26 protein-coding genes and 1 riboswitch are annotated in these 22,653 nt (G+C 66.0%); of the genes, 18 read left to right on the top strand and 8 right to left on the bottom strand.

Features of this window, described 5'->3' with window-relative positions; genetic code table 11:
• The first annotated feature begins 23 nt into the window (after positions 1-23).
• Genes FHG09_RS12105 through FHG09_RS12125 form a run of 5 tightly spaced genes read left to right on the top strand, consistent with a single transcriptional unit; the run spans position 24 to position 4,854 of the window.
• On the top strand, positions 24-1,157 hold the full coding sequence (locus tag FHG09_RS12105) for a nucleoside hydrolase (RefSeq protein WP_152347908.1): 1,134 nt from the start codon (positions 24-26) through the stop codon (positions 1,155-1,157).
• Positions 1,154-2,029, top strand: coding sequence for a histidine kinase (locus tag FHG09_RS12110; protein WP_152347909.1), 876 nt, complete (start codon positions 1,154-1,156; stop codon positions 2,027-2,029). The genes FHG09_RS12105 and FHG09_RS12110 overlap by 4 nt, the downstream gene beginning before the upstream one ends.
• A complete protein-coding gene (locus tag FHG09_RS12115; protein WP_152347910.1) occupies positions 2,026-2,865 on the top strand; it encodes an energy-coupling factor transporter transmembrane component T family protein in 840 nt (279 codons plus the stop codon). Before FHG09_RS12110 ends, FHG09_RS12115 begins: the two co-directional genes overlap by 4 nt.
• Position 2,866: 1 nt before the next feature.
• Positions 2,867-4,273, top strand: coding sequence for an ATP-binding cassette domain-containing protein (locus tag FHG09_RS12120; RefSeq protein ID WP_152347911.1), 1,407 nt, complete (start codon positions 2,867-2,869; stop codon positions 4,271-4,273).
• A gap of 41 nt (positions 4,274-4,314) precedes the next feature.
• The gene (locus FHG09_RS12125) at positions 4,315-4,854 is read left to right on the top strand and encodes an HXXEE domain-containing protein (RefSeq protein ID WP_152347912.1); all 540 of its coding nucleotides are present in this window, start codon (positions 4,315-4,317) and stop codon (positions 4,852-4,854) included.
• On the opposite strand, the gene FHG09_RS12130 is transcribed toward FHG09_RS12125, so the two are convergent.
• Positions 4,787-5,074, bottom strand: a complete 288-nt coding sequence (locus FHG09_RS12130; RefSeq protein ID WP_152347913.1) for a YrhK family protein — start codon at positions 5,072-5,074, stop codon at positions 4,787-4,789. The two genes, FHG09_RS12125 and FHG09_RS12130, sit on opposite strands and share 68 nt — an antisense overlap.
• A 141-nt stretch (positions 5,075-5,215) precedes the next feature.
• Between FHG09_RS12130 and FHG09_RS12135 the strand changes: the two genes are divergently transcribed.
• The 5 genes from FHG09_RS12135 (at position 5,216) to FHG09_RS12155 (ending at position 7,983) form a co-directional block, all read left to right on the top strand.
• Positions 5,216-5,857 (top strand): hypothetical protein, encoded by a 642-nt coding sequence (locus FHG09_RS12135; protein ID WP_152347914.1) that lies wholly within the window; start codon positions 5,216-5,218, stop codon positions 5,855-5,857.
• 60 nt (positions 5,858-5,917) lie between these two features.
• Positions 5,918-6,130: a DUF664 domain-containing protein gene (locus FHG09_RS12140; RefSeq protein WP_227492733.1), complete on the top strand. Its 213-nt coding sequence runs from the start codon at positions 5,918-5,920 to the stop codon at positions 6,128-6,130.
• Positions 6,131-6,143: 13 nt separating this feature from the next.
• The gene (locus tag FHG09_RS12145; protein WP_152347916.1) at positions 6,144-6,605 is read left to right on the top strand and encodes a VOC family protein; all 462 of its coding nucleotides are present in this window, start codon (positions 6,144-6,146) and stop codon (positions 6,603-6,605) included.
• A gap of 81 nt (positions 6,606-6,686) precedes the next feature.
• Positions 6,687-7,361, top strand: coding sequence for a PepSY domain-containing protein (locus tag FHG09_RS12150; RefSeq protein ID WP_152347917.1), 675 nt, complete (start codon positions 6,687-6,689; stop codon positions 7,359-7,361).
• Entirely contained in the window at positions 7,354-7,983 is a 630-nt protein-coding gene (locus FHG09_RS12155) for a thymidine kinase (RefSeq protein WP_152347918.1), read from the top strand. Before FHG09_RS12150 ends, FHG09_RS12155 begins: the two co-directional genes overlap by 8 nt.
• Here the strand turns inward: FHG09_RS12155 and FHG09_RS12160 are convergent.
• A complete protein-coding gene (locus tag FHG09_RS12160) occupies positions 7,980-8,624 on the bottom strand; it encodes a mismatch-specific DNA-glycosylase (protein ID WP_152347919.1) in 645 nt (214 codons plus the stop codon). The two genes, FHG09_RS12155 and FHG09_RS12160, sit on opposite strands and share 4 nt — an antisense overlap.
• 23 nt (positions 8,625-8,647) lie before the next feature.
• Between FHG09_RS12160 and FHG09_RS12165 the strand changes: the two genes are divergently transcribed.
• Positions 8,648-9,160, top strand: a complete 513-nt coding sequence (locus FHG09_RS12165; RefSeq protein ID WP_152347920.1) for an SRPBCC family protein — start codon at positions 8,648-8,650, stop codon at positions 9,158-9,160.
• 12 nt (positions 9,161-9,172) lie between these two features.
• Here FHG09_RS12165 and FHG09_RS12170 read toward each other — a convergent pair whose 3' ends face one another.
• From FHG09_RS12170 to thiO, 4 genes are all read right to left on the bottom strand, one after another.
• On the bottom strand, positions 9,173-10,402 hold the full coding sequence (locus tag FHG09_RS12170) for a ThiF family adenylyltransferase (protein ID WP_152347921.1): 1,230 nt from the start codon (positions 10,400-10,402) through the stop codon (positions 9,173-9,175).
• Positions 10,399-11,160 (bottom strand): thiazole synthase, encoded by a 762-nt coding sequence (locus tag FHG09_RS12175; RefSeq protein WP_152347922.1) that lies wholly within the window; start codon positions 11,158-11,160, stop codon positions 10,399-10,401. The genes FHG09_RS12170 and FHG09_RS12175 overlap by 4 nt, the downstream gene beginning before the upstream one ends.
• Before the next feature lies 1 nt (position 11,161).
• On the bottom strand, positions 11,162-11,419 hold the full coding sequence (gene thiS / locus FHG09_RS12180; protein WP_152347923.1) for a sulfur carrier protein ThiS: 258 nt from the start codon (positions 11,417-11,419) through the stop codon (positions 11,162-11,164).
• The gene (thiO, locus tag FHG09_RS12185) at positions 11,416-12,573 is read right to left on the bottom strand and encodes a glycine oxidase ThiO (RefSeq protein ID WP_152347924.1); all 1,158 of its coding nucleotides are present in this window, start codon (positions 12,571-12,573) and stop codon (positions 11,416-11,418) included. Before thiO ends, thiS begins: the two co-directional genes overlap by 4 nt.
• Positions 12,563-12,666, bottom strand: a riboswitch (TPP riboswitch). (Overlaps the previous gene by 11 nt.)
• 11 nt (positions 12,667-12,677) lie before the next feature.
• On the opposite strand from thiO, the gene thiE reads away from it, so the two are divergent.
• Positions 12,678-13,361 (top strand): thiamine phosphate synthase, encoded by a 684-nt coding sequence (thiE, locus tag FHG09_RS12190; protein ID WP_227492735.1) that lies wholly within the window; start codon positions 12,678-12,680, stop codon positions 13,359-13,361.
• Positions 13,358-14,326 (top strand): ketopantoate reductase family protein, encoded by a 969-nt coding sequence (locus tag FHG09_RS12195; RefSeq protein ID WP_193627374.1) that lies wholly within the window; start codon positions 13,358-13,360, stop codon positions 14,324-14,326. The genes thiE and FHG09_RS12195 overlap by 4 nt, the downstream gene beginning before the upstream one ends.
• On the opposite strand, the gene FHG09_RS12200 is transcribed toward FHG09_RS12195, so the two are convergent.
• The gene (locus FHG09_RS12200) at positions 14,277-15,503 is read right to left on the bottom strand and encodes a DedA family protein (RefSeq protein WP_193627375.1); all 1,227 of its coding nucleotides are present in this window, start codon (positions 15,501-15,503) and stop codon (positions 14,277-14,279) included. The two genes, FHG09_RS12195 and FHG09_RS12200, sit on opposite strands and share 50 nt — an antisense overlap.
• Before the next feature lie 152 nt (positions 15,504-15,655).
• Here FHG09_RS12200 and FHG09_RS12205 point away from each other — a divergent pair, with 152 nt between their 5' ends.
• The 3 genes from FHG09_RS12205 to FHG09_RS12215 all read left to right on the top strand — a co-directional run bounded on the left by FHG09_RS12205 (position 15,656) and on the right by FHG09_RS12215 (position 18,959).
• The gene (locus FHG09_RS12205; protein ID WP_152347926.1) at positions 15,656-16,834 is read left to right on the top strand and encodes a sensor histidine kinase; all 1,179 of its coding nucleotides are present in this window, start codon (positions 15,656-15,658) and stop codon (positions 16,832-16,834) included.
• A gap of 26 nt (positions 16,835-16,860) precedes the next feature.
• Entirely contained in the window at positions 16,861-17,508 is a 648-nt protein-coding gene (locus tag FHG09_RS12210) for a response regulator (RefSeq protein ID WP_152348051.1), read from the top strand.
• Between the two features lie 197 nt (positions 17,509-17,705).
• On the top strand, positions 17,706-18,959 hold the full coding sequence (locus FHG09_RS12215) for an alpha-hydroxy acid oxidase (protein ID WP_152347927.1): 1,254 nt from the start codon (positions 17,706-17,708) through the stop codon (positions 18,957-18,959).
• 7 nt (positions 18,960-18,966) lie between these two features.
• On the opposite strand, the gene FHG09_RS12220 is transcribed toward FHG09_RS12215, so the two are convergent.
• The gene (locus FHG09_RS12220; protein ID WP_152347928.1) at positions 18,967-19,575 is read right to left on the bottom strand and encodes a TetR/AcrR family transcriptional regulator; all 609 of its coding nucleotides are present in this window, start codon (positions 19,573-19,575) and stop codon (positions 18,967-18,969) included.
• 124 nt (positions 19,576-19,699) lie between these two features.
• Between FHG09_RS12220 and FHG09_RS12225 the strand changes: the two genes are divergently transcribed.
• Positions 19,700-21,004, top strand: coding sequence for an FAD-dependent oxidoreductase (locus FHG09_RS12225; protein ID WP_152347929.1), 1,305 nt, complete (start codon positions 19,700-19,702; stop codon positions 21,002-21,004).
• Positions 21,005-21,110: 106 nt separating this feature from the next.
• The gene (locus tag FHG09_RS12230; protein WP_319803260.1) at positions 21,111-22,589 is read left to right on the top strand and encodes an amino acid permease; all 1,479 of its coding nucleotides are present in this window, start codon (positions 21,111-21,113) and stop codon (positions 22,587-22,589) included.
• The last annotated feature ends 64 nt before the right edge of the window (positions 22,590-22,653 follow it).

Below are 22,653 nucleotides of genomic sequence, written 5' to 3' on the forward strand. Positions count from 1 at the left end.
CTGTGTCCGGCAGAATAGGAACCATGTCTTCCACTCTGCCGCTGTTCCTCGACTGCGATCCCGGGATCGACGACGCACTCGCCCTCGCCTATCTGTGCTGCCAGGACGACGTCGACGTCGTCGGCATCGCCGCCTCAGGGGGCAATGTCGCCACCGCACAGGTCGTCGAGAACACCCGCGGATGGCTATCACTGGCCGGGCGCAACGACATCCCCATCCATGCCGGTCACAGCCTTCCGCTGGCACGACAGACTCAGCCGGCGGCAGCGGACGAATCTCTGGAATACGCCGACCTCACCCATGGCGACACCGGACGAGGGTATGCCCGGCTGCCGGCTCCGACGGCCCCGATCAGTTCGGTGTCGGCCGCACAGGCGTGGGTCGATGCAGCGCACACCCATCCCGGACAGCTCCTCGGCGTCGTCATCGGTCCGTCCACCAACCTCGCCCTGGCACTCGATATCGACCCGGACCTGCCGCGTCTGTTCAAACGTCTCTTCATCATGGGCGGAGCGTTCAACTACCGGGGCAACACCCACCCGACGACGGAATGGAACGTCACCTTCGATCCGGAGTCGACTGCCCGAGTGCTCTCGGCCTTCAATGCGGTCCATGAACGAGGGCAGGTCGCCCACCTGCCGGTCATCGCCCCGATCGAAGCCACCGAAGCCGTCGAGATGACTCCCGATCGCCTCACCCGCATCCGCGACGGAGCCGCTGCCGTCGGTCAGACGTGGCAGGAGATGGCGGCTCAGCTGTCCGAGGCGCTGCGGTTCTATTTCGAATTCCACGAATCCGACGGGCTGGGCTATCTCGCCCACATCCACGATCCCTTCGTTCTCGCCTGTGCTCTGACCTGGGCGCGACAGAACACCATTCCCGCGAACGGCGCACAGTCCGAGGGGCCGAACACGAATGCCCTGCCGGCGGCCGCCTCGGTGCCGGTGAGGGGCGCCGGAGGTGTGCTGCCCTGGGCGAGGACGCTGTGGGCGCCTGTCGATGTCGAACTCACGGGTACACTCACACGAGGCGAAACCGTCGCCGACTGGTTGGGCCGGTGGGGCAGACCCGTGAACGCAGAGATCATCCGCACCATCGACGCCCCCGCATTCCTCGACCACCTCAGCGCCACCCTGATGAAAGGACCACCCGCATGACCACACACTCCAGACAGTCTGGGCAGGGGCCGACCACCACGGTCGGTCCCGGACAAAACCGCAACCGCGCTCTTCCCCTCACCCTCACGCTGCTCGGCACCCTCGTCATCATCGGCACCTACCTCGCCGTGCTGCTGACCCAACCGGCCAACCTCGGCGTCGACCTCGGCCACACCACCTTGTGGGTCATGCTCGGCTATCTGGGCGGAGGCATCCTGCTCGCAGCGGGCACCCTCCCGCTCATTCCGCGCAGCGTGCTCGCGCTCATCCCGGTCGCCATCGCCCTCAACATCGTCATCGGGCAGGTCATCGGCAACTACACCCCCGTCCCGCTCTACCTCGACTCCATCGGCACCGTGCTCATCGGCGTCCTGGCAGGCCCCGCCGCAGGAGCCTTCACCGGCATCATCTCGAATCTCATCTGGGGCGTGACCCTGAGCCCCAGCGTCATCGCGTTCAGTTCCGGGGCGGCGTTCATCGGAGCCGCCGCCGGCTGGGCCGCACGTCTCGGAGTCTTCCGCACACCCTGGACCGCGATCATCGTCGGCGCCGTCGCCGGTGTTCCAGCCGGTGCCATCGGGGCGCCCGTCGCCGCCTACGTCTTCGGCGGGGGTCTGGGAGCCGGAACCGGGGGAGTCGTTGCGATCCTCCAAGCCGCCGGCCTCGAGATGTTCAACGCCACGTTCGCCCAGAGCATGGTCTCCGACATCGTCGACAAGGCGCTCATCTTCGCCCTGGCCTACGTCGTCATCCGCTCGCTGCCCAAACGCATCATCGGTCGCTATGAATTCGCCGCTCACAGTCGGCCGCGTTCGACGACTCGCGACTCCGGGCCCGTGCAACCGGTCGAATCGGCACAGCCGACGGAATGAGCCCCGCCACACCCGTCAGGCACACTGCCGCCGACACCGCTGGGGCACTCCGCCCGAGGCGTCGTCTGCATCCGGCCACCGAGCTGGTCATCCTCGCCTGCAGCCTGCTGCTCGTCTTCGGAATCCCCTCTCCGATCGTGCCGGTCATCATCCTTGTCGGCACGATCGTGACCGTGGCGTCATCACCTGTCGTCCGGCTGCGGACATGGTCGATGACCGTGGGACTCCTCTGCCTGCCCACTCTGGCCGTACTCACCGTCGTGCAGGGACTGTTCTACCCCGGCGCCGAGGTGCACGTGCTCTGGCAGGCCGGACCGGCCCGTCTCAGTGTCGAAGGACTGAGCATCGCCGTCCAGATCTGGCTGCGTGTGAGCAGCTTGATCGGAATGTGCGCGCTGTTCGGACTCGGTGTCGATTCCGCCCGCCTCTTCGACGGGCTGCGCCGACTCCGTCTGCCCTCGGGCGTCGCCTATGTGTGTGCCTCTGCCAGCGGACTCATCCCGCTCATCGGCGCACGCACCCGACACATCCTTGAGGCGAGACGGGCCCGAGGCTGGGCCACCGACTCCTGGAGAGTGCGGATCCGATTGCTGCCGGGAATCGTCGTCGGACTCGTCACCGCGATCCTCCAGACCGTCGATCAGCGTCACGACGTGCTCGAAGCGAGCGGCCTCGATTCGAGCTCGACCACGGTTGCACTCCAGGATCACACGGACGGGACAGGACAGAGACTCCTCCGGATCCTGACTCCGTTCGCGGCCCTCGGACTCATCGCCGCCTCAGTGGCAGGAGTCCTGCCTCTGCCGGGTGCAGCAGACCTGATCGGCGGTGCCTGAGATGATCGCGGCGATCACGGACGGCGGCTTCACCTATCACGGAGAACGCAATCCCGCACTGACCGGCATCAGCCTCGAAATCACCGGTGGAGACATGACCGCGGTGCTCGGACCGCTCGGATCGGGAACGTCGACTCTGTGCCGACTCCTGACGGGACAGCTGACCTCACGCGGAACCATGACCGGCACCATCGACCTCGGGGGCACGGTCGCCCTGCTCGGCGACGACCCGGAAGCGCAGCTGAGCGGAATGACCAGCCACGTCGGCGATGAGACGCAGCTGGCATGCCGACTGCACGGATACGACCCGACCGAAGCCCACGACCGAGCCCGGAACATGGTCGAACTGCTCGGGATCGGAGAACTGTGGAACCGACGGCTGGCCACACTCTCCGGCGGGCAGAGGCAGCTGGTCGCTTTGACGCGGATCCTCGCGCCGGGGCCCGATCTGCTCATCCTCGACCAACCCGCACAATCCCTGGATCCCCAGATGCGATCCCGCCTGGCGACAGTGCTGCAGGAATTCTGTGCCCAGGGAGGGGCAGTGCTCATGACCGGTCATCAGATCGACGAACTCACCCGGATCTGCGCGCCGACCCACCTCCTCGACGCAGGACGGCTGCAGCCGTCGACTCGGTCGACTCGATCCGGCGACATCTGGGACAGCCGCACCGACGCCGCCGCGACCGTTCCGACTGAGACCACCCATCAGGCAGATGCAGTGCTCACTGTCCGCGACCTCAACGTGGACCGGGGAACCAGACGCATCCTCGACGGTGTCGACCTCGATCTGCGGTCCGGCGAACTCACCGCCGTCACAGGAGCTAACGGAGTCGGCAAGTCAACGCTGCTGCGAGCTCTCCTCGGGCTTCTCGACCGGTCCGCGACGGTGACGGGCACGATCACGGTCGGCCGCCTCGGCGAGATGACTCGGGTGGAGGCGCAGCCTGCCCACGCACGCAGCGCCCACCTCGGGTGGGTGGGGCAGGATCCCGGACTGCAGCTCTCCGCGGCAACAGTGGCACGCGAACTGCTTCACGCCTCACCTCTGCCGCCGCATCGGCGGCGAGATCGGGCGCGAGTGCAAGCTCAACGCAGGGCAGACGTGGATACCGTCCTCACCGCGGCCGATCTGACAGAGTTCGCTGACGAGCACCCCTACGACCTCGACGTGCCCCGGCGCAAAGACGTCGTCATCGCCTCGGCACTGATGACCGAGGCAACAGTCCTGCTGCTCGACGAACCGACGATCGGACGCGACCTGGCCGCAATGACCCGGCTGGACGCGATCATCGAGCGATTCCTACGCCGCGGAGGCGCCGTTCTGGCGACCACGCACGACCAGCGATGGGCGAATGAGTCGGCGCATCACAGACTGCGCCTGGCCGACGGGCGGGCCCGATCATGATGGAATGGTGAGCAGCTGCTCGACAGCGGAAAGGATGCACCATGATGCGCGGACCCGTGACCATGTTCGCAGCCTGGGCACTGCATGATGCCGAGGAAGCCCTGACCTTTCCTGCCACGGCCGACCACCTGGCCGGTCTCTCCGGCATCGAGGCGCTGACGATGAGCACACGTCAGAGCCTGGCCGCGATCGGCCTGGTCGGTGCCGTTGTGGCTGCGGCGGGGATCCGCGGGATGCAGACTCGAGGGGAGTCCGCGTTCTACCGATACGCGGTCGCCGGGCTCGAAACCCACGTGTTCACCCACCTGCTGGCGTCGGCAGTGCTGCGACGCTATACCGCGGGAGTGATCACTGCCGTGCCGATCATGTGGCCAGGGGCGGCACTCGCGCGGCGAGAGCTCGCCGAGCTGGGGCGGCCTCTGGCCGCTGCCGACTGGCGTCGCGGCAGCGCCCTGATGGGAGCAGCGGCCGCGGCTGCCCAGCTTGCGGTGCGAATCGACTGGACGATTGTATTCAGTAGTCGTAGGAGTCGTCGTCGGCCGCTGAGGGGCTGCGCAGCCGCTGCAGATGCAGGTGCCTGATGAGCCGGATGACCGGACGAATGAGCATCTCGACGCTTCCGATGACGAACAGCCACGTTCCCGAATAGGTCAGCGACTCGGAGAAGAACATGAAGCTGCCGATGAGGAACCACAGACCGATGAGCACATCATTGGCGATGCTGATGACTTGGTAGCGCTGCCGGATGACAAGTTCCTCCCGTCCGATCCGCAGATGAATGTCCCGTTTGCTCTCCGTCACTGCTCTGTCCTCTCCCACTGAACTCTTCTCACCGCGAGCCTACTGCTGCAGCCGGGGCAAGGAAGCCGGGGGAAGGAGGCCGAGGCAAGGAGGCCGAGCGGCATCGAATCTCGCGTCAGTGGCTGCGCCTACCGTGAGGATATGGATCAGAACTCGAACTCATTCGATGCTCTCGGCGCCGGGGAGCATGGCCATCGTCCGCTGATGCCATGGGACCAGCTGCTCGCCGTCATCCGCCGGGCCCCACAGCTGTCCGCCATCGATGCGGCCCTCATCGCGCAGCAGCGGCCAGACGCCACTTCAGGCGTGCTCAGTCCTTTTCGCAACGCGGGCACGCCCACCTGGGACGGGCTGCATACAGTGCTCAGCACGCTGCGCAGGAAGAACCTGCTGCCGACGCATCTGCCGCAGACACGCAGCGCCTCCGTCATGCTCACCCGACTCCTCACCGAGCTCGCCCTCATCTTCACCGGACACAGAGGGAAGAGGCCCGACCTCGGAGTGGCGGCAGCCGAAACGACGGCCGAACTCGCGCAGGTGCGTTTCGAAACCGAATGCATCACCTGGCTCATCGCCGGACGACTCGGGCTGAGGGCCGCCACAACTGGGGTGCTCAGGGGCTACCTCAAACACGGAGAGCTCATTCCCGAGTTCTCCCGGGACCGGGTGCTGCAGACAGTCGAGACCATCGAAGACGTCTTCGGTGGAGCTCTCGACTTCGGAACCACGATCCGAGAGGAGCTCCCGAGCCTGTTCGAACTCGACGACAGCCTGGCTGTCTGAACCCTGACAACCGGGCCATGACCCTGGCGCACAGGCACTCACCGGAGCAGAATGACCACCATGTCCGTTCCACCGTCGACGATGTCGCTGCTCGAACAGGAACAGGCAGCCGCTGGCACTGAAGTCAGCAGACACGACGTCCTCGGCGCACACTTCGGCCGAGAAGACAGTGCGGTGCGCGATTTCCTTGTCCACCGCATCGAAGGATATGCCCGCCACAGTGGCCATGCTGATCCGCTGCGCGAATGCATCGAGGGCAGAACCGAACGATAGGGAGCAACCGAACATGAGCCGAACAGTCCAAATCACCATCGACTGCCACGATCCCGAAAGGCTCGCCCGCTTCTGGGCCGAAGCACTCGGCTACATCATTCCCGGCCCGCCGGGGGTACGACTCGGCGAAGACGAGGACCCGATCACCGCCTGGAAGGAATTCATCGCCGACCTCGGAATCGAACTGGGCCCTGAAAACATGCGTGCTGCCATCGACGACCCCGAAGAGGTCGGTCCCCGCGTCTTCTTCCAGACGGTGCCCGAGGCCAAGACGGTGAAGAACCGCATGCACCTCGACGTCCGTGCCGCGCCCGGGCTCGACGGCGATGAGCGGATGGACGCATTGGAGACCGAATGCACCCGGCTGACGGAACTCGGCGGAAGCCGCCTTCGCCGCGTCGACCCGGATCCGCCTTTGGAACACGGATTCATTGTGATGACAGACCCCGAAGGCAACGAATTCTGCCTCGACTGAGTACCGGCTGCGGACGCGTGCCAGATGAGATTGTTCTCAGAAACCCTGGGCGAGATGCGTTTGCTTGCTAGCGTGTGAATCATGAAGACGAAACGTATGGCAATGAGCACAGTGGCAGGACTTGCGGCCCTCACACTCGGCTTGGCAGGGTGTGGCGGAAGTGATTCCGGAAACGGAGCCGATGAGGCTCAGAATTCGCCCGCAGCAAGCGAATCGGCACCGGCCGGCACTGCCGAAGGCGACGATCAGAGCGAGGACCCCGGCGAGGACGAGGCGAAGGAATCGACTCAGGATTCATCGGGGGAGGGACTGTCCGCCGAAGCCGATCTGAGCAAGGAATCGCCGACCATCAGTGCCGAAGACGCGATCAAGACGGCCGAAGAGGAAGTCGGGAACGGAATCGTTCACGGCATCGAGCTCGACTGGGACGACAGGGACCAGGCCTGGCAGTACGAGGTGTCCATCCTTGAGGGAAACACCGATCATGACGTCGAGATCGACGCCGAGACCGGAAAGATCGTCGAACACGAGCAGGACTCGACCGATGACGAGGAGAAGGCCATCGATCTCAACGACCCGATGTCCTTCGACGAAGCTCTCAAACTGGCCCAGGAGAAAGCCGACGGAAAGCTCATCGGCTGGAAGCTCGAATACGACGACACTGTGAAGGAATTCCAGTTCGATTTCGACAAGGACGGCGAAGAGACGGAAGTCACCGTCGACACCGACTCCAAGCGAGTCAGCGTCGATGACTGACTCCGGACGCCTCGTGGTCATCGCCGGCCCCATGTTCTCCGGGAAATCCGAAGAGCTCATGCGTCGGGTCCGGCGAGCCACGATCGCCGGAGTCGATGTCCTCGTCGTGTCCCACTCCCTCGACACCCGTTCGGACATCTCCACGATCACCTCGCACACCGGGGTGAATATCCCTGCAGTGCCGCTCGGAGACGTCGCGTCCCTCGCCGAGGCGGCCCGGCAGAAGGACTATGACCTCATCGCCATCGATGAGGCCCAGTTCTTCGGCCCGGAACTCGTCCCCGAAGTCGAGGAACTCCTCGGGCGGGGACTCGATGTCATCGTCGAAGGCCTGTGCGTGACCTTCGACGGGCAGCCCTTCGAGCCGCTGCCGAGTCTCATGGCCGTAGCCGAAGACGTGCTCAGACTCACCGCAGTGTGCACCGTGTGCGGGAGGGACGCCGTGTTCCACCAACGCCTGGAGCAGACGGAGAGCCCACTCGGATCAGAAGCGGCGAAGAGAGCTCCGGCCCCCGCGTCGACCCTCGCCGCGACCGTGATCGACGCCAGTCATGTCGGTGGGCTGGATACCTATGTCGCTCGCTGTCGGCAGCACTTCACCGGAGGCGGGCCACGTGCCTAGTCGTCGATGCTGTCCCAGACCTCACGCCAGATCCGCGCGAGATCCGGGATCTGATAATGGGCGTTGAGTCCGCTCGGCTGCGGCACCACATGCAGAGCCACAGCGGCGGGCCAGCCGTCGATCAGCGATGTGTCCTGCCGACCGAGTTGAGCTTTCGGCAGCCGGTAGCCGGTGCGGAAGGCTGTGATCCCGGCGATCGCCACCGCACGCGGTCGAATGTCGGCAAGACGCTCGATGAGGTGTGCCGCACCGTCATGCAGCTCCTGCCGGGAGAGTTCGTCGGCGCGGACAGTGGCTCGCCCGATGAGGTTGGTCAAGCCGATTCCACGGTTGAGCAGCTGCTGTTCATCGGCAGGTTCGAGTCCGCGCGAGGCATCGACCTGATGATCGGTGAGACCCGCCTGGTGCAGCGACGCCCAGAAACGATTGCCGGGACGCGCAAACGGGGCATTGACCGCGGCCGTCCACAGCCCCGGGTTGATGCCGACGATGAGCATCTTCAGTCCGGAGGAGTCGGTCGGCAGGATATCGTCGATCGCATTCGGATCGTCCGTGGCGAACGCCGCAAGGTCGTCCCTGGTCGGTTTGCGGCCGCCCAAGGGGGAAGGGCGGCGGTTGCTGACGAAATTGTCCTCACTCACATCCTTCACACTACCGTCGTATCATGAGCCACGCGCATGTGACCCCACAGGCCGGAGAGTCCGCACCGTTCCATTTCGACGATCGGTGGATCGTCGACGCCGGAGTCGAATCGGTGTGGGCAGTCCTGGAACGGGTCGACGAGTGGTCGCAGTGGTGGCCGGGCCTGACAGCGGGCGAAGAGGCGGGCTCCGCGCGGGCTGACCCGGCCGGCGCAACCACAGTGACTCCCGGCAGTCGGGCCCATCTCCTGGTCCATGCCCCGATCGGGTGGTCTCTGCGTTTCGCCATCGAGGTCGATGAGGCCGATGCTCCCCGCCTCATCCGGTTCCGTTCGGATGGTGATCTGCGCGGCGAGGGCCTGTGGACCCTGACCGACGTCCGAGGTACGACGGAAATCGATTCACTGTGGTGCGTGACGACGACCAGAATGATCGTCAGGGCGATGCGACCCCTGTCCCGACTCATGCACGGTGCCGTGATGAGAGCCGGCGAACGGGGGCTCAGAACCATGCTGGCAGACCGGTCGGGCTCCTGACCTCACCGGTCCCTAGTCCGTTCGAGCTGACTGCAGTCGGTCGGCGGCCGACCACGCATCGATGCCGCCGGCGAGCGAGCGCAGGCGGACGCCGTTAGGCACCGAACCTGACAGGATCCCGACGGCTTCGGCTGACCGAGCCCCGGACTTGCAGTGGATGACGATATCGACCGCCGACTCCGGACGCACGGCACTATCCCTGAGCGCCGCTGTGAGCGCCTCCCAACCACCGTCTCGGATACCGTCCAGAGGCAGATGCACCGAACCGGGGATCGCCGCCAGTTCCCGTTCCCAGTCCTCCCGCACATCGACGACGACCACATCGGTTCGACAGGACCGAAATTCGGCCACGTCGATCTCGTTCACCGAGGAGCGGGTCGCCTCACCACCGTCCGGATCCGCGGCACAGGCGGCAGCCACCTCGGTGAGATCGGTGACCGCGGGACGTTCGGGATCGGGGGAGAACCGCAGTGTCGAATACTCCCCGGACAGCGCCTCATAGCGCAGCAGTCGACCGATGAAGGGTGCACCGATTCCGCAGATGAGCTTGATCGCCTCGGTCGCCATCGCCGACCCCACGGTTCCGCACAGCACCCCGAGCACACCTCCCTCGGCACAGTTGGGCACCGAATCGGGTTCCGGGATGTCCGGGAACAGGTCGCGAAGCATCGGTCCGTGAGCGGGGACGAAGGTGCTCACCTGACCGGCGAACCGGAAGATCGTGCCCCACACCAAGGGGGTGCCGGTGAGTTCTGCGGCATCATTGGACAGGTACCTGGTCGCGAAGTTGTCCGCACCGTCGAGGACGACATCGTGGGCGGCGAAGAGGTCGAGCGCGTTCTCCGGGCTCAACCGGCCCACGATCGGGCGGACAGCGAGACCAGGATCGAGCCGTTTCAGTGCCGCGGCCGCGGATTCGGCCTTCGCCCGGCCCACATCGGCATCCCGGTGGATGATCTGGCGCTGCAGATTCGAGGCCTCCACCACATCATCGTCGATGATCGTGATCGACCCGATCCCGGCGGCCGCCAGATAGCCCAGCACCGGGGCCCCGAGCCCGCCCGCTCCGATGACCAGCGCCGAGGCGGCCAGCAGACGTCGTTGACCCTCGAGTCCGAATCCCGGCAGACTCAGATGCCGGGAGTAGCGTTCCAGCTCCTCCCGGGACAGGGCCTCCACCGGGTCGACGAGCGGAGGCAGCGACACCTGGGCAGCGGGAGTCGTCGTGGACACGGCGGTCATTGTGCTGCGACCATTCCGTCGAACGGCGACGATGCCAATGCCAACGGCCGCTTCGGAATCCTCCCGCTGCCCAGGTGTCCGGCTTCCACGGCCAGGGCCATTGCCCGGGCCATGGCGTGAGCATCGTGGGCGCGGGTGACGGCAGAGGCCAGGAGCACCGCGGTGCACCCGAGTTCCATCGCCAGGGCCGCATCCGAGGCGGTGCCGACACCGGCGTCGAGGATGATCGGCACCTGTGCACGGGAGACGATGGTTTCGATGTTGTGCGGGTTGAGGATGCCCAGTCCGCTGCCGATCGGAGCGCCGGCCGGCATCACCACAGCCACCCCGGCGTCCTCCAGGCGTTTGGCCAGAGCCGGATCGTCGTTTGTGTAGGCGAAGACCGTGAACCCGTCGAGGACGAGCTCCTCGGCGGCGGCGAAGAGTTCGATGGGATCCGGCAGCAGGGTGTCCTCATCGGCGATGACCTCGAGTTTCACCCAATTCGTCTCCAGTGCCTCCCGGGCCAGGCGGGCTGTGAGCACGGCGTCCCGGGCCGTGTAGCAGCCGGCTGTGTTCGGCAGGACCCGAATCCCCAAGCGCTGCAGCATGCTGAATACCGAGTCTCGGGACTCGGCGTCGAAACGGCGCATCGCCACCGTGGTCAGCTCGGTCCCCGAAGCCAGCAGGGCGTCTTCGAGAATGCTCAGGGAACTCGCCCCACCCGTGCCCATCACGAGGCGGGACGACAGCTCCACGTCATCGATCGTCCAGGTCATCTCAGCCTCCCTGCACTGCGGTGACGATGTCGACGGTGTGCCCGTCGGCCAGGGTGAAACCGGACCAGGCTCCGCGTCGGATGACGTCACCGTCGACGGCCAGGGCGATGCCCAGACGTCCGCCGTCGGCAGGTGTCCCATCGGGGTTCAGCTCCCGTCCGGTGACGTCGGCGATGAGGTCGAGCGCCGAGGTGGCGCTCGACAGCTCATGGTGTTCGCCGTTGAGGACGATGGTCGGTGAGTGTTCGCGGTCGGTCATGAAAAGCTCCTCGCTGAGTGAGTGGTGGTGTCTTCTGTGGTGAAGCGCTGTGGGCACACGGACTGGAGCGTCCCGTCAGGTGGCCAGTCGGAAGCGGCACCCACGGCGAGTTCGGCACCGAGCCTGCCGCCGAGCGGGGCCAAGAGGATGCCGTGTCGGAAATACCCGGTGCTCACGACACAGCCGGAATCGATGCGCCCGATCATCGGCAGGTCATCAGGGGATCCGGGCCGGGCGCGCGTGGTGATGTCGGTGATCTCCGCATCGAGGATGCCGGGGACCAGTCGCTGTCCGTCAGCGAGCAGTCGGTGGATGGCTCCGGCAGGGGTGCCGGAGAGCCCGTCTTCACGGGAACTGGCGCCGAGCACGATCTCTCCGTCGGGGCGAGGCACCAGGTAGACGGAGCGACCGTTGACCAGACCGCGGATGACGCGCGTCAGCAGGGGAGTCACCTCGGCAGGGGCACGCAGCCTCAGAACATCACCCCAGACCTCTCGGATCGGCAGTTTTGGTGCACCCGCGATCTCAGTCACGGCATTGCCAGCGCAGACGATCACCTGATCGGCCTCCATCCGGCGGCCATCGGCCAGTCGGACACCCGCGGTCGCATCGCCGTCCTTGAGCAGCTCGGTCACCCGCTGCCGAACGAGCGACACCGCGTCGGCCGACAGGGCAGACAGCAGAGCGGCGGAGACCCGACGGGGGTCGATCGACCAATCACCGGGAATGTGCACGGCACCGGCCACGGCAGGCGCCAGCGACGGCTCGATCCGGCGAGCAGCGCTGCCGGTGATCAGTTCGGTGGCGAAACCGGACCGCGATTGTGCGTCGCGCAGCTCCCTCAGCGCCTGCAGATCGGCTCGGTCACCGGCGCACACCAGGGTTCCGGCATCCGTGAAGCCGAGATCGGCTCCGGCGGCGCTCGCCACCTCGGCGGCGAAATCCGGGTACATCTCCGCCGAGGCCCGCATCAGCGGATACAGGGGACTCTGCCCCCACACCACCTCGGCGGCGGGAGCGAGCATCCCCGCGGCAGCATGGCTCGCCCCCTGGGCAGGGGCGGGGTCGATGATGGTGGCTTCGGCGCCCAGACGGCGCAGATACCAGGCCGTGGACAGGCCGATGATCCCGGCGCCGACGACGATGACTCTCACAGCTTCTCCCTCCGGCGGCATGATCCGCATCAGGTCTGACGGTCGGCTCTTACGCCCTCTCAGCCTCGTTGGGAGGCTCCCGCGAACTCCTCTACTCTATGACCATGACCACACAGATGCCACCGCGCACCGCAGCGCGACATTCGAAGAGAGCCTGGCGGGAGGCCCGATTGGCCGAATCGTCGCTCTACCTGTGCACCGATGCCAGGACCGTGCAAGGCGACCTCGCCGAGTTCCTCGACGCCGCCTATTCCGGGGGAGTCGACATCATCCAACTGAGGGACAAGAGCCTCGAGGCCCGCGCCGAGATCACAGCACTGGAGATCCTCAAGGACGCCGCTGCCCGGCACGGCAAGCTCTTCTCCGTCAATGACCGTGCCGATGTCGCGCTCCTCACCGACGCCGATGTCTTCCACGTCGGACAGGGGGACCTCACCAGTGCTCAAGCCAGAGCCGTGCTCGGCCCCGACGTCGTCCTCGGCCGCTCCACACATTCCCTCGACCAGGCGCTCGCCGCCGATGCCGACCCCGAGACCGACTATTTCTGTGTCGGCCCGGTATGGGAGACCCCGACGAAACCCGGCCGTACCTCCGTGGGGACGGAACTGCTGACCGCCACCGCCGCCGTGGCGGCCACACCGTGGTTCGCCATCGGCGGGATCTCAGCTGGGGAGAGGTTGGATGCGATCCGGCAGGCGGGCGCGAACCGTGCCGTCGTCGTCCGTGCGATAACCTCGGCAGAGGATCCCGCTGCGGCCGCTCGGGAGCTCAAGGAGGATCTGAGATGACCGAAGCAGCTGTCAGCGCAACCACGGCAACCGGTGGAGGCGCCGACCTGTCGATCCTCATCGCCGGGGCAGGCGCCACCGGCGGAGCGTTCGGCACCTACCTGCACGAGGCCGGTCGCAATGTCACGTTCCTGCTCAGGCAGACTCGGGCGGAAGCCGTTCGCTCGGAAGGGCTGCGCTTCACTGCTCCCGATGATGACCGGACGAATCAGGTCGAGGTGGTCACCGCAGAGGAACTCAGCGCCGCACCGCAGACCTATGACCTCGTCATCGTCGCGGTCAAAGCAGGCGGCCTCGACTCGGTCATCGAAGACATCGGACCGGCTGTGGGAGAGCAGACGACGATCGTCCCGTTCCTCAACGGCATGGCCCAGATCGAGAAGCTGCAGAACCGCTATCCCGGACAGGTGCTCGGCGGACTCGTCAAGATCGTCGGCACCATCAGAGACGGTGCCGTCGTTCAACTCACCGATCTGGCCGTGATGACCATCGGCGGCATCGACGGCGCAGAAGCGTCGGCCCGGATCATCGAAGCACTGGACGTGCCCGGGTTCAGACTCCAGGTCATCGACGGAATCATCGACGGACTGTGGGAGAAGTGGATCTTCATCGCCGCAGCCGGAGTCGTCACCTGTCTGTTCCGTGCGCCGGTCGGAGCGATCATGGACGCCGGCGGCAGGCCGCATGTGCATGCCATCGTCGATGAACTCGAAGCTGTGGCGGCAGCCGCCGGACATTCGGTGTCAGAGCAGGCCCACGCGATGACGCTGAAGATGCTCACCGAGGACGGGTCTGCCTTCACCTCATCCCTCTACCGGGACGTGACGGCCGGTCTGCCGAGCGAGACGGAGCACATCCTCGGCGATCTGGCGCGCACAGCAGACGAACTGGGAGCAGCGACTCCGCTGCTCGATCTCACACTTGTGCAGCTGCGGGCAGGTGCTGCCCAGCAGAAGCGGCCCTGACTTCGGCTGTGCCCGTGCGCAGCATCGCCAGATACGGCTCCTGCGGCTGGGTGTGTTCGGCATCGGCTGAACCGTGGGCGGCCGTGAATGTGACCATCGGGACACCGTCGGCATCGTCGAGGACGAGCAGGGTCTCGTACCCGCCCGGACCCACCGAATGGGAGCTGCCGGCGGGCAGGTCGAAGACGAGCTGTTCCAACGGACTGTCGGGTTCGGGTGGGCGGTTCATCTCCTGAGCCGCCACATCGGCGAACTGCGCGGCGGTGATGAGGTAGGCCTTGGCCGGGGTCGGTCCGGGCAGGGAATGGTCGTAGAAGGCCATTCCACCGCCCCAGACCTTCGACTCGCCGGCGAAGTAGATGGTGCCGGGCAGTTCGATCCCGGCCTCGGCCTGGGGGAGCGTCCCGTCTCTGGCCCCCGGATAGGTCACCATCGCTCCGGGCGGCCGCCCGCCTTGCAGATAGCAGGCGAGCCGATCGCGGGCCATGTTCGAACCGTAGCTGACGTACCACACATGTGTTTGAGACATCCCTTCCATGGTGCCACCTCGGCCCCGGAGACTGTCGAATCGGGCCCCGATGCGTCCGCGACGGTGTCGCCGAAGCCTGCGGACGAGTTCGGCTGTGCCGGTGACGGCCACGGCGATGCCGATGCCGACGGCCACTCCCAGAAGCGGGCGGTCCGCGAAGATCGAGCCTCCCACCAATCCGATTCCCGTCGAATAGAGTGCCCAGGCCAAAGACCCGATGCCGTCCCAGAGGAGGAAGCGGCGGAGGGGGAAGCCGAGCAAGCCGGAGCCGATGGTCGCCACGCTGCGCCAGCCGGGAACGAATCGACCGGCGATGAGGGTGGCGCCGCCTCGGCGGGAGAAGACGGTGCGGGTGGAATCGATGAGCTCCGCCGCCCGTGTCCACCGCCGCCATCTGCCGACACCAGAGCCGGCGAATCGGCCGACGAGGTGTGCTGCCAGATCACCGAGGAGAGCCCCGCCGGCGGCGGCGAGGACGAGACCCGCTGGATGAGGCAGCCCTGCCGCGGCGAACGTCGCTGCCGTGATGAGCAGGGTCTCCGACGGAACGATGGGCACGAGCGAGTCGAGCGCCGCGGCCACAGCGATGAGCAGATAGACCCACGGTGATGTGAGAGTGGCGGTGAGCAGCTCGAGTGTGAGATCCATACTCATCCACGCTAAAGAGCAGATGGCCCAGGCGGTACGCGGTCAGACACACAGTCAGCGCGGTCGACCGGCGGCATCGCTGCGGAAAACCGGAACCCGAGACTGCGGCCGAACCCCTGTGTGGCGGCGTTCTGCGTTGCTACGATCGAGCCATGCCCTGGCCGAGCGCGCTGTCCACCCGGATCCCTCCCGAATCACGGATGTTCGCCGCGCGATGGGCGCGGTCCGTCCTGGCGGTCCTGTGGGGCGGTCTGCTGTGTCTGCCGCTGCTCATCGCCTCCGCATTCCCGCCGTCGTCTCGTATTGCCGGGAGGGTGAGAAGCTGGGAGCTTTCCCGACACTCCCGCGGATTCGGACTCGTCCTCGCCACGGCGCCGACCCACCGCCGATTCCTTCTCTGCCACGGCCTCGTCGCAGGGATCGCCATAGTGCCCACCGCGAACCTCCTCAGCGGGTTCCTCTTCGTCACTCTCGGTTCGCTCGTACAAGGATTCTTCATCGGCGGAGCGATCGACATCGGATTCGATATGTGGACGATCTCCCAGCCCACGCTGTTCGTCGGTGTCCTCTATGGAGCGGCGAACCTCATCGGAGCCGCGGCGGTGGCCGAAGCGGCGAACTGGGCGCACGGGCGCATCGATGCGCGTTTCGCGGAGGTGGAGCGTCCCTTCGCCGTCCACACCCGCATCAGCGAGCTGCTGACGACCCGTCGCGGAGTCGTCCTCGCCATCGACGAGGAACGACGCCGGATCGAACGCGACCTGCACGATGGCGTGCAGCAGAACGTCGTCTCCCTGTCCGTGCTCATCGCTCGTGCCCAGCGTGCCTCTGACCCGGTGAAAGCCCAACGCCTGCTCGACGATGCCCTCGTCCAGTCCCAGGACCTCATCGACGAGATGCGGGAAGTCGCCTGGCGGGTCTACCCCACAGCATTGGACGACCACGGACTCCGTCCCGTGCTCGAGAGGATCGCCGACCGCAGCCCTGTGCCGCTGACCCTCACGACCGTGCCGGAGGGCAGGTTTCCGCCGGCAGTGGAATCCGCCACCTACTTCGTCGTCCGAGAGGCGGTGACGAACATCGTCAAACACGCCGAGGCGGGAAGCACCACGGTGGGCATCGTCGACGAGGCACGGACGCTGACCGTCACCATCGCCGATGACGGTATCGGCGGAGCCGATCCGGATGGAGGAGGACTCCAAGGTCTCGCACGGCGGGTCGGTGCGCTCGACGGCAGTCTCACCGTCGACTCCCCTGAGGGTGCAGGCACCACCGTGAGCGCTCGGATTCCGCACGGGATCGCAGAAGAAGTCGGTACGACCGAGAGGTGACCATGACAGAGAAGCAGGAGAATCAGATGCGCGCCGTCCTCGCAGATGACGCGGTGCTGCTGCGTGAAGGTGTGCGCAGTCTGCTCGAAGACGAAGGGATCAGCGTCGTCGCATCCGTCGGAGACGGAGGCGAGCTGCTGCGGGCGGTCGCCGAGCTGCGACCGAACCTTGCGATCGTCGACGTGCGAATGCCGCCGACCAATACGACGGAAGGCCTTGAAGCGGCGTTGGCGATCAAACGACGCTTCCCGGACATCGGCGTGCTCGTCCTCAGCCAGTACGTGCTGCGCGAGTATGCGACAGAGCTGCTGAGCACTGAATCCGTCGGCGTCGGCTACCTGCTGAAGAACCGGGTGACCGACATCGACCGGTTCCTCGAATCGGTCCATCGGATCGCCGAAGGCGGAACGGTCATCGATCCCGACGTCGTCCGACAGCTGCTCACCACCTCGGACCGGCAGAACACGCTGTCGACCCTGAAACCGCGAGAGAATGGAGTGCTCGAAGCGATGGCCGAGGGACTGTCGAACCGGGGAATAGGCGAACGCCTCTACGTGTCCGTCAGCTCCGTCGAGAAGGCCATCAGCGCGATCTTCGACAAACTCGGCCTCCAGGCGGGGGAGACGACGAGCCGACGCGTGGCGGCAGTGCTCGCCTACCTCGACCGGAACTGAGCATTCGACCTGCGGGGTTTCAGCGACTCGCGTAGGGCGAGTCGAGTAGCTCGATTCGGGTGGACAGGCGTTCGGATGACGGTCGCCTCAGCGGGTGCGGCGCTCGCCTCATTAGACTCCATTCTGCGGACCGCGAACTACCCCACCGTGGAACCTCCGGGACGCGGATGCCAGCCGGACCCTGAACAAGGAGAGAGATGAAACGTCGACTGCCTGATCTCAAAGAGCTCGCCCCCTTGCTGCAGTTCGACCTGCCCCGCCTCGATCGTGTCGCTGCCAGGTTGGAGTCGGCCGCGGACATCTGGGACCTCCGCCGCATCGCCAAGCGAGTGACTCCGACGGCTCCGTTCGACTATGTCGACGGTGCCGCTCTGGACGAGCGGACCCTGAAGAAGAACCGTGACGCACTGGGGAACGTGGAGCTGCTTCCCCGAATCCTCCACGGAGTCGACGCCCCCGACACAGCGACGACGATCGCCGGCGCCCGAGCCCGACTGCCCTTCGGCATCGCCCCGACCGGCTACACGCGCATGATGCACTCCGAAGGCGAGGTCGCCGGAGTGCGCGCGGCGACGAAGGCCGGAATCCCGTTTTCGCTGTCGACGATGGGCACGACCTCGGTCGAAGACGTCGCCCAGGCGGCGCCGGATTCCACCCGGTGGTTTCAGCTCTACCTCTGGAAGGACCGGCAGCGCAGTCTCGACCTGATCCAGCGAGCCGCCGCCAGCGGATACGAGACTCTTCTCGTCACCGTCGACACCCCGATCACCGGTCAGCGTCTGCGTGATCAGCGCAACGGTCTGACGATTCCACCCCGACTGAATCTGGGAACCATCCTCGACGCCTCCTATCGTCCCGGCTGGTGGTTCAACTTCCTCACTACCGAACCGCCGAAGTACGCGTCACTGTCGAACACCTCCCAGTCCCTGGCCGAGATGACACAGACGATGTTCGACCCGACCCTCGACCTCGATGACCTGCGGTGGATCCGCGAGCAGTGGACGGGACAGCTGTTCGTCAAGGGCATCCTCACCGCCGACGACGCCCGGCGCGCCCGATCTGTCGGTGCCGACGGCCTCGTCGTCTCCAACCACGGAGGCCGTCAGCTCGATCGGGCACCGGACTCGCTGACCTCTCTGGCTGAAGTCCGTGCCGAAGTCGGACCGGAGATGGAACTCATCTTCGACTCCGGAGTCATGTCCGGCACCGATGTCGTCGCCGCACTGTGCGCCGGTGCGGACTTCGTGCTCATCGGCCGAGCCTACCTGTACGGGCTCATGGCCGGCGGACAGCGAGGCGTCGAGAGGGCGATCGCCCTCCTCCGGCAGGAGATCCTCACCGCCATGGGCCTCATGGGTGCCCGCAGCATCTCTGACCTCGGTCCCGAACTCGCCCGCGGACTGCCGCAGGTAGCGACCTCAGGCCGTGAGAGCCCGGCCGAGTCTGTGTGAGAGACAGTCAGGCACGCAGCAGTCGTGCGAGCAGACGGAACTGATGGACTGCGGCCGTTTCCGTGTCGACGGCTGAGCTGTCATTCTCCGCGAGTTTCAGAGCCCATTCGTCGAAGGTGCGTAAGAGTGAGAACACCGACAGGGTTTGGAGTTCGAGCGGACACTCGGCATCGATCGCCTCAGTCTCACGTCCGGCAATGAGCACCGCACGCACCCATTCTTCGACACGACCGGCGAGCTCGCGGACAGCGGGATCATCCGAGTTCGCATAGACGATGTGCCACAGCAGCGTGAGCTCACGGCTATCGGGCCACGTTCGCACAACGTCGTCCCAGACCGAGCGCGCACTGTCCCAGAAGTTGTCCGCGAAGCTGCCCGGAGCAGGCGGTGTCCAGAATCGACGGGCTGCCGCAGCGAGATCAGCGACGACGAGGGAGAAGAGACCGTCCTTCGAGCCGACGACATGGTAGAAAGAGCTCTTGCTCATCCCGCAGCTGGAGATGATCCGATTGAGCGACGCCTCCTCGAAGGTCCGCGAGGCGAATTCTCGCGCCGCGGCATCAATGAGCGCGGCTCGCTTCTCGGGGCGCATGCGCGCCAGCGCAGTCTCGGACACGAAGTCAGTCTAGCAATGTCCGACACACTTCTGGACCAGGTGGTCCACCCAGTGATACCGTGTTTGGACCAGCCGGTCCAAACACGGGGCGGCGCAGCGAATCGGTCCCCGGAGGAGCCCACGCATGATCACCGCGGCCACAGTCGACGAGCAGCTGAAGAACGTGAGTTCAGAAGAGCCGCGCATCCTCATCGTCGGAGCCGGAATCGCCGGGGTCACCCTGGCTCAGCTGCTCCGCGCCCGCGGCATGCACCCGATCCTCATCGACCGCTCCGCCGATGCCGGGCGGATGACCGGTGACAACCGGGCCGGATACATGCTTGCTCTCATGCCCATGGTCGATCCCATCATCGACGAGCTCGATTCCCGGCAGGCCTACCTCAATGCCAGCGTCGGCATCAACCGCTACATCGCACATGCGCATACCGGCAGAGTTCTCAGGCAGGACCACCTCGGCGATCTGCTGGCCGACTACGGCGACTACCGCGGACTCTCACGCGCGGCCCTGCTCGACGTGCTCACCGGCGATGACTGCCCGATCGCCTTTGACACAACAGTGACCGGGCTGGCTGATGACGGCACCACCGTGACCGTGGCCGGTGCGGACCCCGGCGGCCGAAGCCGGAGCCCGTCGTCAGACCTCGCCTTCGACATCGTCGTCATCGCTGACGGAATGAATTCCCGAACCCGCCGGCTCGTGAGCGGCAGCACCACCGAGGCCGACTCCGCCGAGTCCTGGGTGGGGGACGCCGTGGATACGACCTGGGGCGGATGGGTCTGCTGGGCCGAGGCGGATGCCGATGACGACGCCGTCAATGAGATCTGGGGCGACGGGTTCTTCCTCGGCATCTACCCGGTCAAGGGCGCCGTCGGAGTCTTTCTCGGCTGTCCGGATTCCCGGCAGCCGCTCGGCCCGCGGCGATTCGCGGCGGAGGTCCGCGGCCGCCTCACGGATCTGACGTCACGGATCGCGGCCTGCCTGACCGCAGTCGCAGAGACACACGACCCCTTCTTCTGGCCGCTGCGAGATTCTCGGGCACAGCGCTGGAGCCGTGGTCGCACCGTTCTGCTCGGTGATGCGGCGGCAGGCTTCCTCCCCACGGCCGGGATCGGTGCCGGAATGGCGATGGAATCGGCCGGGGTTCTTGCCGAAGAGCTCTCTGCCCTGGTCGCTGGGCCTGGGACCCCCTCGAGTCCGGGCGGACCAGCGACAGCCGACGCACCTGAGGCAGTGCTCGAGAGGTTCGAGGCCCGCCAGCGACCACGAGTCGAAGCCGCTCACGACAACTCCCGCGCCTTGGCCCGGCTGATGTTCGATCGGTCTCGCCTCTTCGCGTTCGCCCGTGACCAGGCGTTCCGCGTCATCAGCATCCGGTCCGCACTCAAGCCGATACTCCGGCTGCTCGAATCGCCGCCTAGGAGGATGTGACCCTGCTCCCACCCGCCGTTCCCATCGGCCGCGGATGGACCCGTGTGTGGTAGGAATGGCCAGGGTCCTCGTGCGCGGACCTGCCGAACCACGAACGAGGATGACCATGGGAATGCCACCTGCCTCGGCGAGCGAAGAACGCCGACTCCGACGAGGACTGAAGTCTCGTCACCTGCAGATGATCGCCATCGGGGGTGCCATCGGCACCGGGCTCTTCCTCGGCTCCGGCGGCACGATCTCCCAGGCGGGCCCCGGCGGTGCTCTGCTGGCCTACGCGGCGATCGGCATCATGGTCCTCTTCGTCATGCAGTCCCTGGGTGAGATGTCGACTCACCTGCCCGTGGCCGGATCGTTCCACACCTACGGCACGAAATACGTCAGCCCCTCATTCGGCTTCGCCATGGGCTGGAACTACTGGTTCAACTGGGCGATCACCTTGGCCGCCGAACTCGTCGCCGCCGGTGTCATCATGTCCTTCTGGTTCCCCGACCTCCCGTCGTGGATCTGGGCGGCGGTCTTCCTCATCCTCCTCGCCGGGCTGAACTTCCTGTCCGCGAAGGCCTTCGGCGAAGGCGAGTTCTGGTTCGCCGCCATCAAGGTCACGGCGGTGTTGGCGTTCCTCGTCCTCGGCGTGCTCATGATCGCAGGCATCCTCGGCGGAACCCCACCCGGACTGAGCAACTGGACGGCAGGCGAGGCCCCGTTCGTCGGCGGGTGGATGTCGGTCATCAGCGTGTTCATGATCGCCGGATTCTCGTTCCAAGGCACCGAACTCGTCGGCGTCACCGCAGGGGAGTCGGAGAACCCGCGCAGGGACATGCCCCGAGCCATCCGCACCGTGTTCTGGCGCATCATGCTCTTCTACATCGGAGCCATCGCCGTCATCGGCTTCCTCCTGCCCTACACCGACCCGTCCCTGCTGGCCTCGGCGAACAATGAGGACATCACCGCCTCACCGTTCACGCTCGTCTTCGAACGCGCCGGAATCGCCGTGGCCGCCGGGATGATGAACGCAGTCATCCTCACCGCCATCCTCTCAGCCGGCAACTCCGGTCTCTACGCCTCCACTCGCATGCTCTATGCCATGGCCGAAGAGGGAACAGCCCCGAAGCTGTTCGCCCGCCTCAACGAACGCGGAGTCCCCGTCATGGCGCTGCTGGCCACCGCCGCGATCGGTCTGTTCGGATTCCTCACCGAGATCATGGGCGACGGCGGGGCCTATACCTGGCTGATCAACGTCTCCGGCCTCTCCGGCTTCATCGTCTGGGTCGGGATCGCCTGGTGTCACTTCCGGTTCCGCCGTGCCTATGTGCGGCAGGGCCATGATGTCGCAGATCTGCCGTACCGGGCGCCGCTGTTCCCGATCGGCCCGATCATTGCGCTGATCATGCTCATCATCGTCATCATCGGACAGAACGTGCAGGCCATCGTCAACGGCCAGCTCCTCCAGGTCGCCAGCGCCTATGCCGGGCTGCCCGCGTTCCTACTGGTGTGGGTCATCCACCGCATCATCACCGGCCGACGCTCACGCATGGTCGCCCTCGACGGCATGGACGTCGACGGTCTGGAGATCAGGACGCCCTGATCCGATAATCGATCCCTCGCCGAGGCGGCCGCGCGGTGGGCATCGCGACATCGCAAAAATGGGT

Source organism: Brevibacterium sp. CFH 10365 (assembly GCF_009299785.1).
Lineage (GTDB): Bacteria > Actinomycetota > Actinomycetes > Actinomycetales > Brevibacteriaceae > Brevibacterium > Brevibacterium limosum.

Bases quoted from the DNA above. Each gene is read 5' to 3' on its own strand.
- FHG09_RS12105 (WP_152347908.1), top strand. From the start codon at position 24: ATGTCTTCCACTCTGCCGCTGTTCCTCGACTGCGATCCCGGGATCGAC.
- FHG09_RS12110 (WP_152347909.1), top strand. From the start codon at position 1,154: ATGACCACACACTCCAGACAGTCTGGGCAGGGGCCGACCACCACGGTC.
- FHG09_RS12115 (WP_152347910.1), top strand. From the start codon at position 2,026: ATGAGCCCCGCCACACCCGTCAGGCACACTGCCGCCGACACCGCTGGG.
- FHG09_RS12120 (WP_152347911.1), top strand. From the start codon at position 2,867: ATGATCGCGGCGATCACGGACGGCGGCTTCACCTATCACGGAGAACGC.
- FHG09_RS12125 (WP_152347912.1), top strand. From the start codon at position 4,315: ATGATGCGCGGACCCGTGACCATGTTCGCAGCCTGGGCACTGCATGAT.
- FHG09_RS12135 (WP_152347914.1), top strand. From the start codon at position 5,216: ATGGATCAGAACTCGAACTCATTCGATGCTCTCGGCGCCGGGGAGCAT.
- FHG09_RS12140 (WP_227492733.1), top strand. From the start codon at position 5,918: ATGTCCGTTCCACCGTCGACGATGTCGCTGCTCGAACAGGAACAGGCA.
- FHG09_RS12145 (WP_152347916.1), top strand. From the start codon at position 6,144: ATGAGCCGAACAGTCCAAATCACCATCGACTGCCACGATCCCGAAAGG.
- FHG09_RS12150 (WP_152347917.1), top strand. From the start codon at position 6,687: ATGAAGACGAAACGTATGGCAATGAGCACAGTGGCAGGACTTGCGGCC.
- FHG09_RS12155 (WP_152347918.1), top strand. From the start codon at position 7,354: ATGACTGACTCCGGACGCCTCGTGGTCATCGCCGGCCCCATGTTCTCC.
- FHG09_RS12165 (WP_152347920.1), top strand. From the start codon at position 8,648: ATGAGCCACGCGCATGTGACCCCACAGGCCGGAGAGTCCGCACCGTTC.
- FHG09_RS12170 (WP_152347921.1), bottom strand. From the start codon at position 10,402: ATGACCGCCGTGTCCACGACGACTCCCGCTGCCCAGGTGTCGCTGCCT.
- FHG09_RS12175 (WP_152347922.1), bottom strand. From the start codon at position 11,160: ATGACCTGGACGATCGATGACGTGGAGCTGTCGTCCCGCCTCGTGATG.
- thiS (WP_152347923.1), bottom strand. From the start codon at position 11,419: ATGACCGACCGCGAACACTCACCGACCATCGTCCTCAACGGCGAACAC.
- thiE (WP_227492735.1), top strand. From the start codon at position 12,678: ATGACCACACAGATGCCACCGCGCACCGCAGCGCGACATTCGAAGAGA.
- FHG09_RS12195 (WP_193627374.1), top strand. From the start codon at position 13,358: ATGACCGAAGCAGCTGTCAGCGCAACCACGGCAACCGGTGGAGGCGCC.
- FHG09_RS12200 (WP_193627375.1), bottom strand. From the start codon at position 15,503: ATGGATCTCACACTCGAGCTGCTCACCGCCACTCTCACATCACCGTGG.
- FHG09_RS12205 (WP_152347926.1), top strand. From the start codon at position 15,656: ATGCCCTGGCCGAGCGCGCTGTCCACCCGGATCCCTCCCGAATCACGG.
- FHG09_RS12210 (WP_152348051.1), top strand. From the start codon at position 16,861: ATGCGCGCCGTCCTCGCAGATGACGCGGTGCTGCTGCGTGAAGGTGTG.
- FHG09_RS12215 (WP_152347927.1), top strand. From the start codon at position 17,706: ATGAAACGTCGACTGCCTGATCTCAAAGAGCTCGCCCCCTTGCTGCAG.
- FHG09_RS12225 (WP_152347929.1), top strand. From the start codon at position 19,700: ATGATCACCGCGGCCACAGTCGACGAGCAGCTGAAGAACGTGAGTTCA.
- FHG09_RS12230 (WP_319803260.1), top strand. From the start codon at position 21,111: ATGGGAATGCCACCTGCCTCGGCGAGCGAAGAACGCCGACTCCGACGA.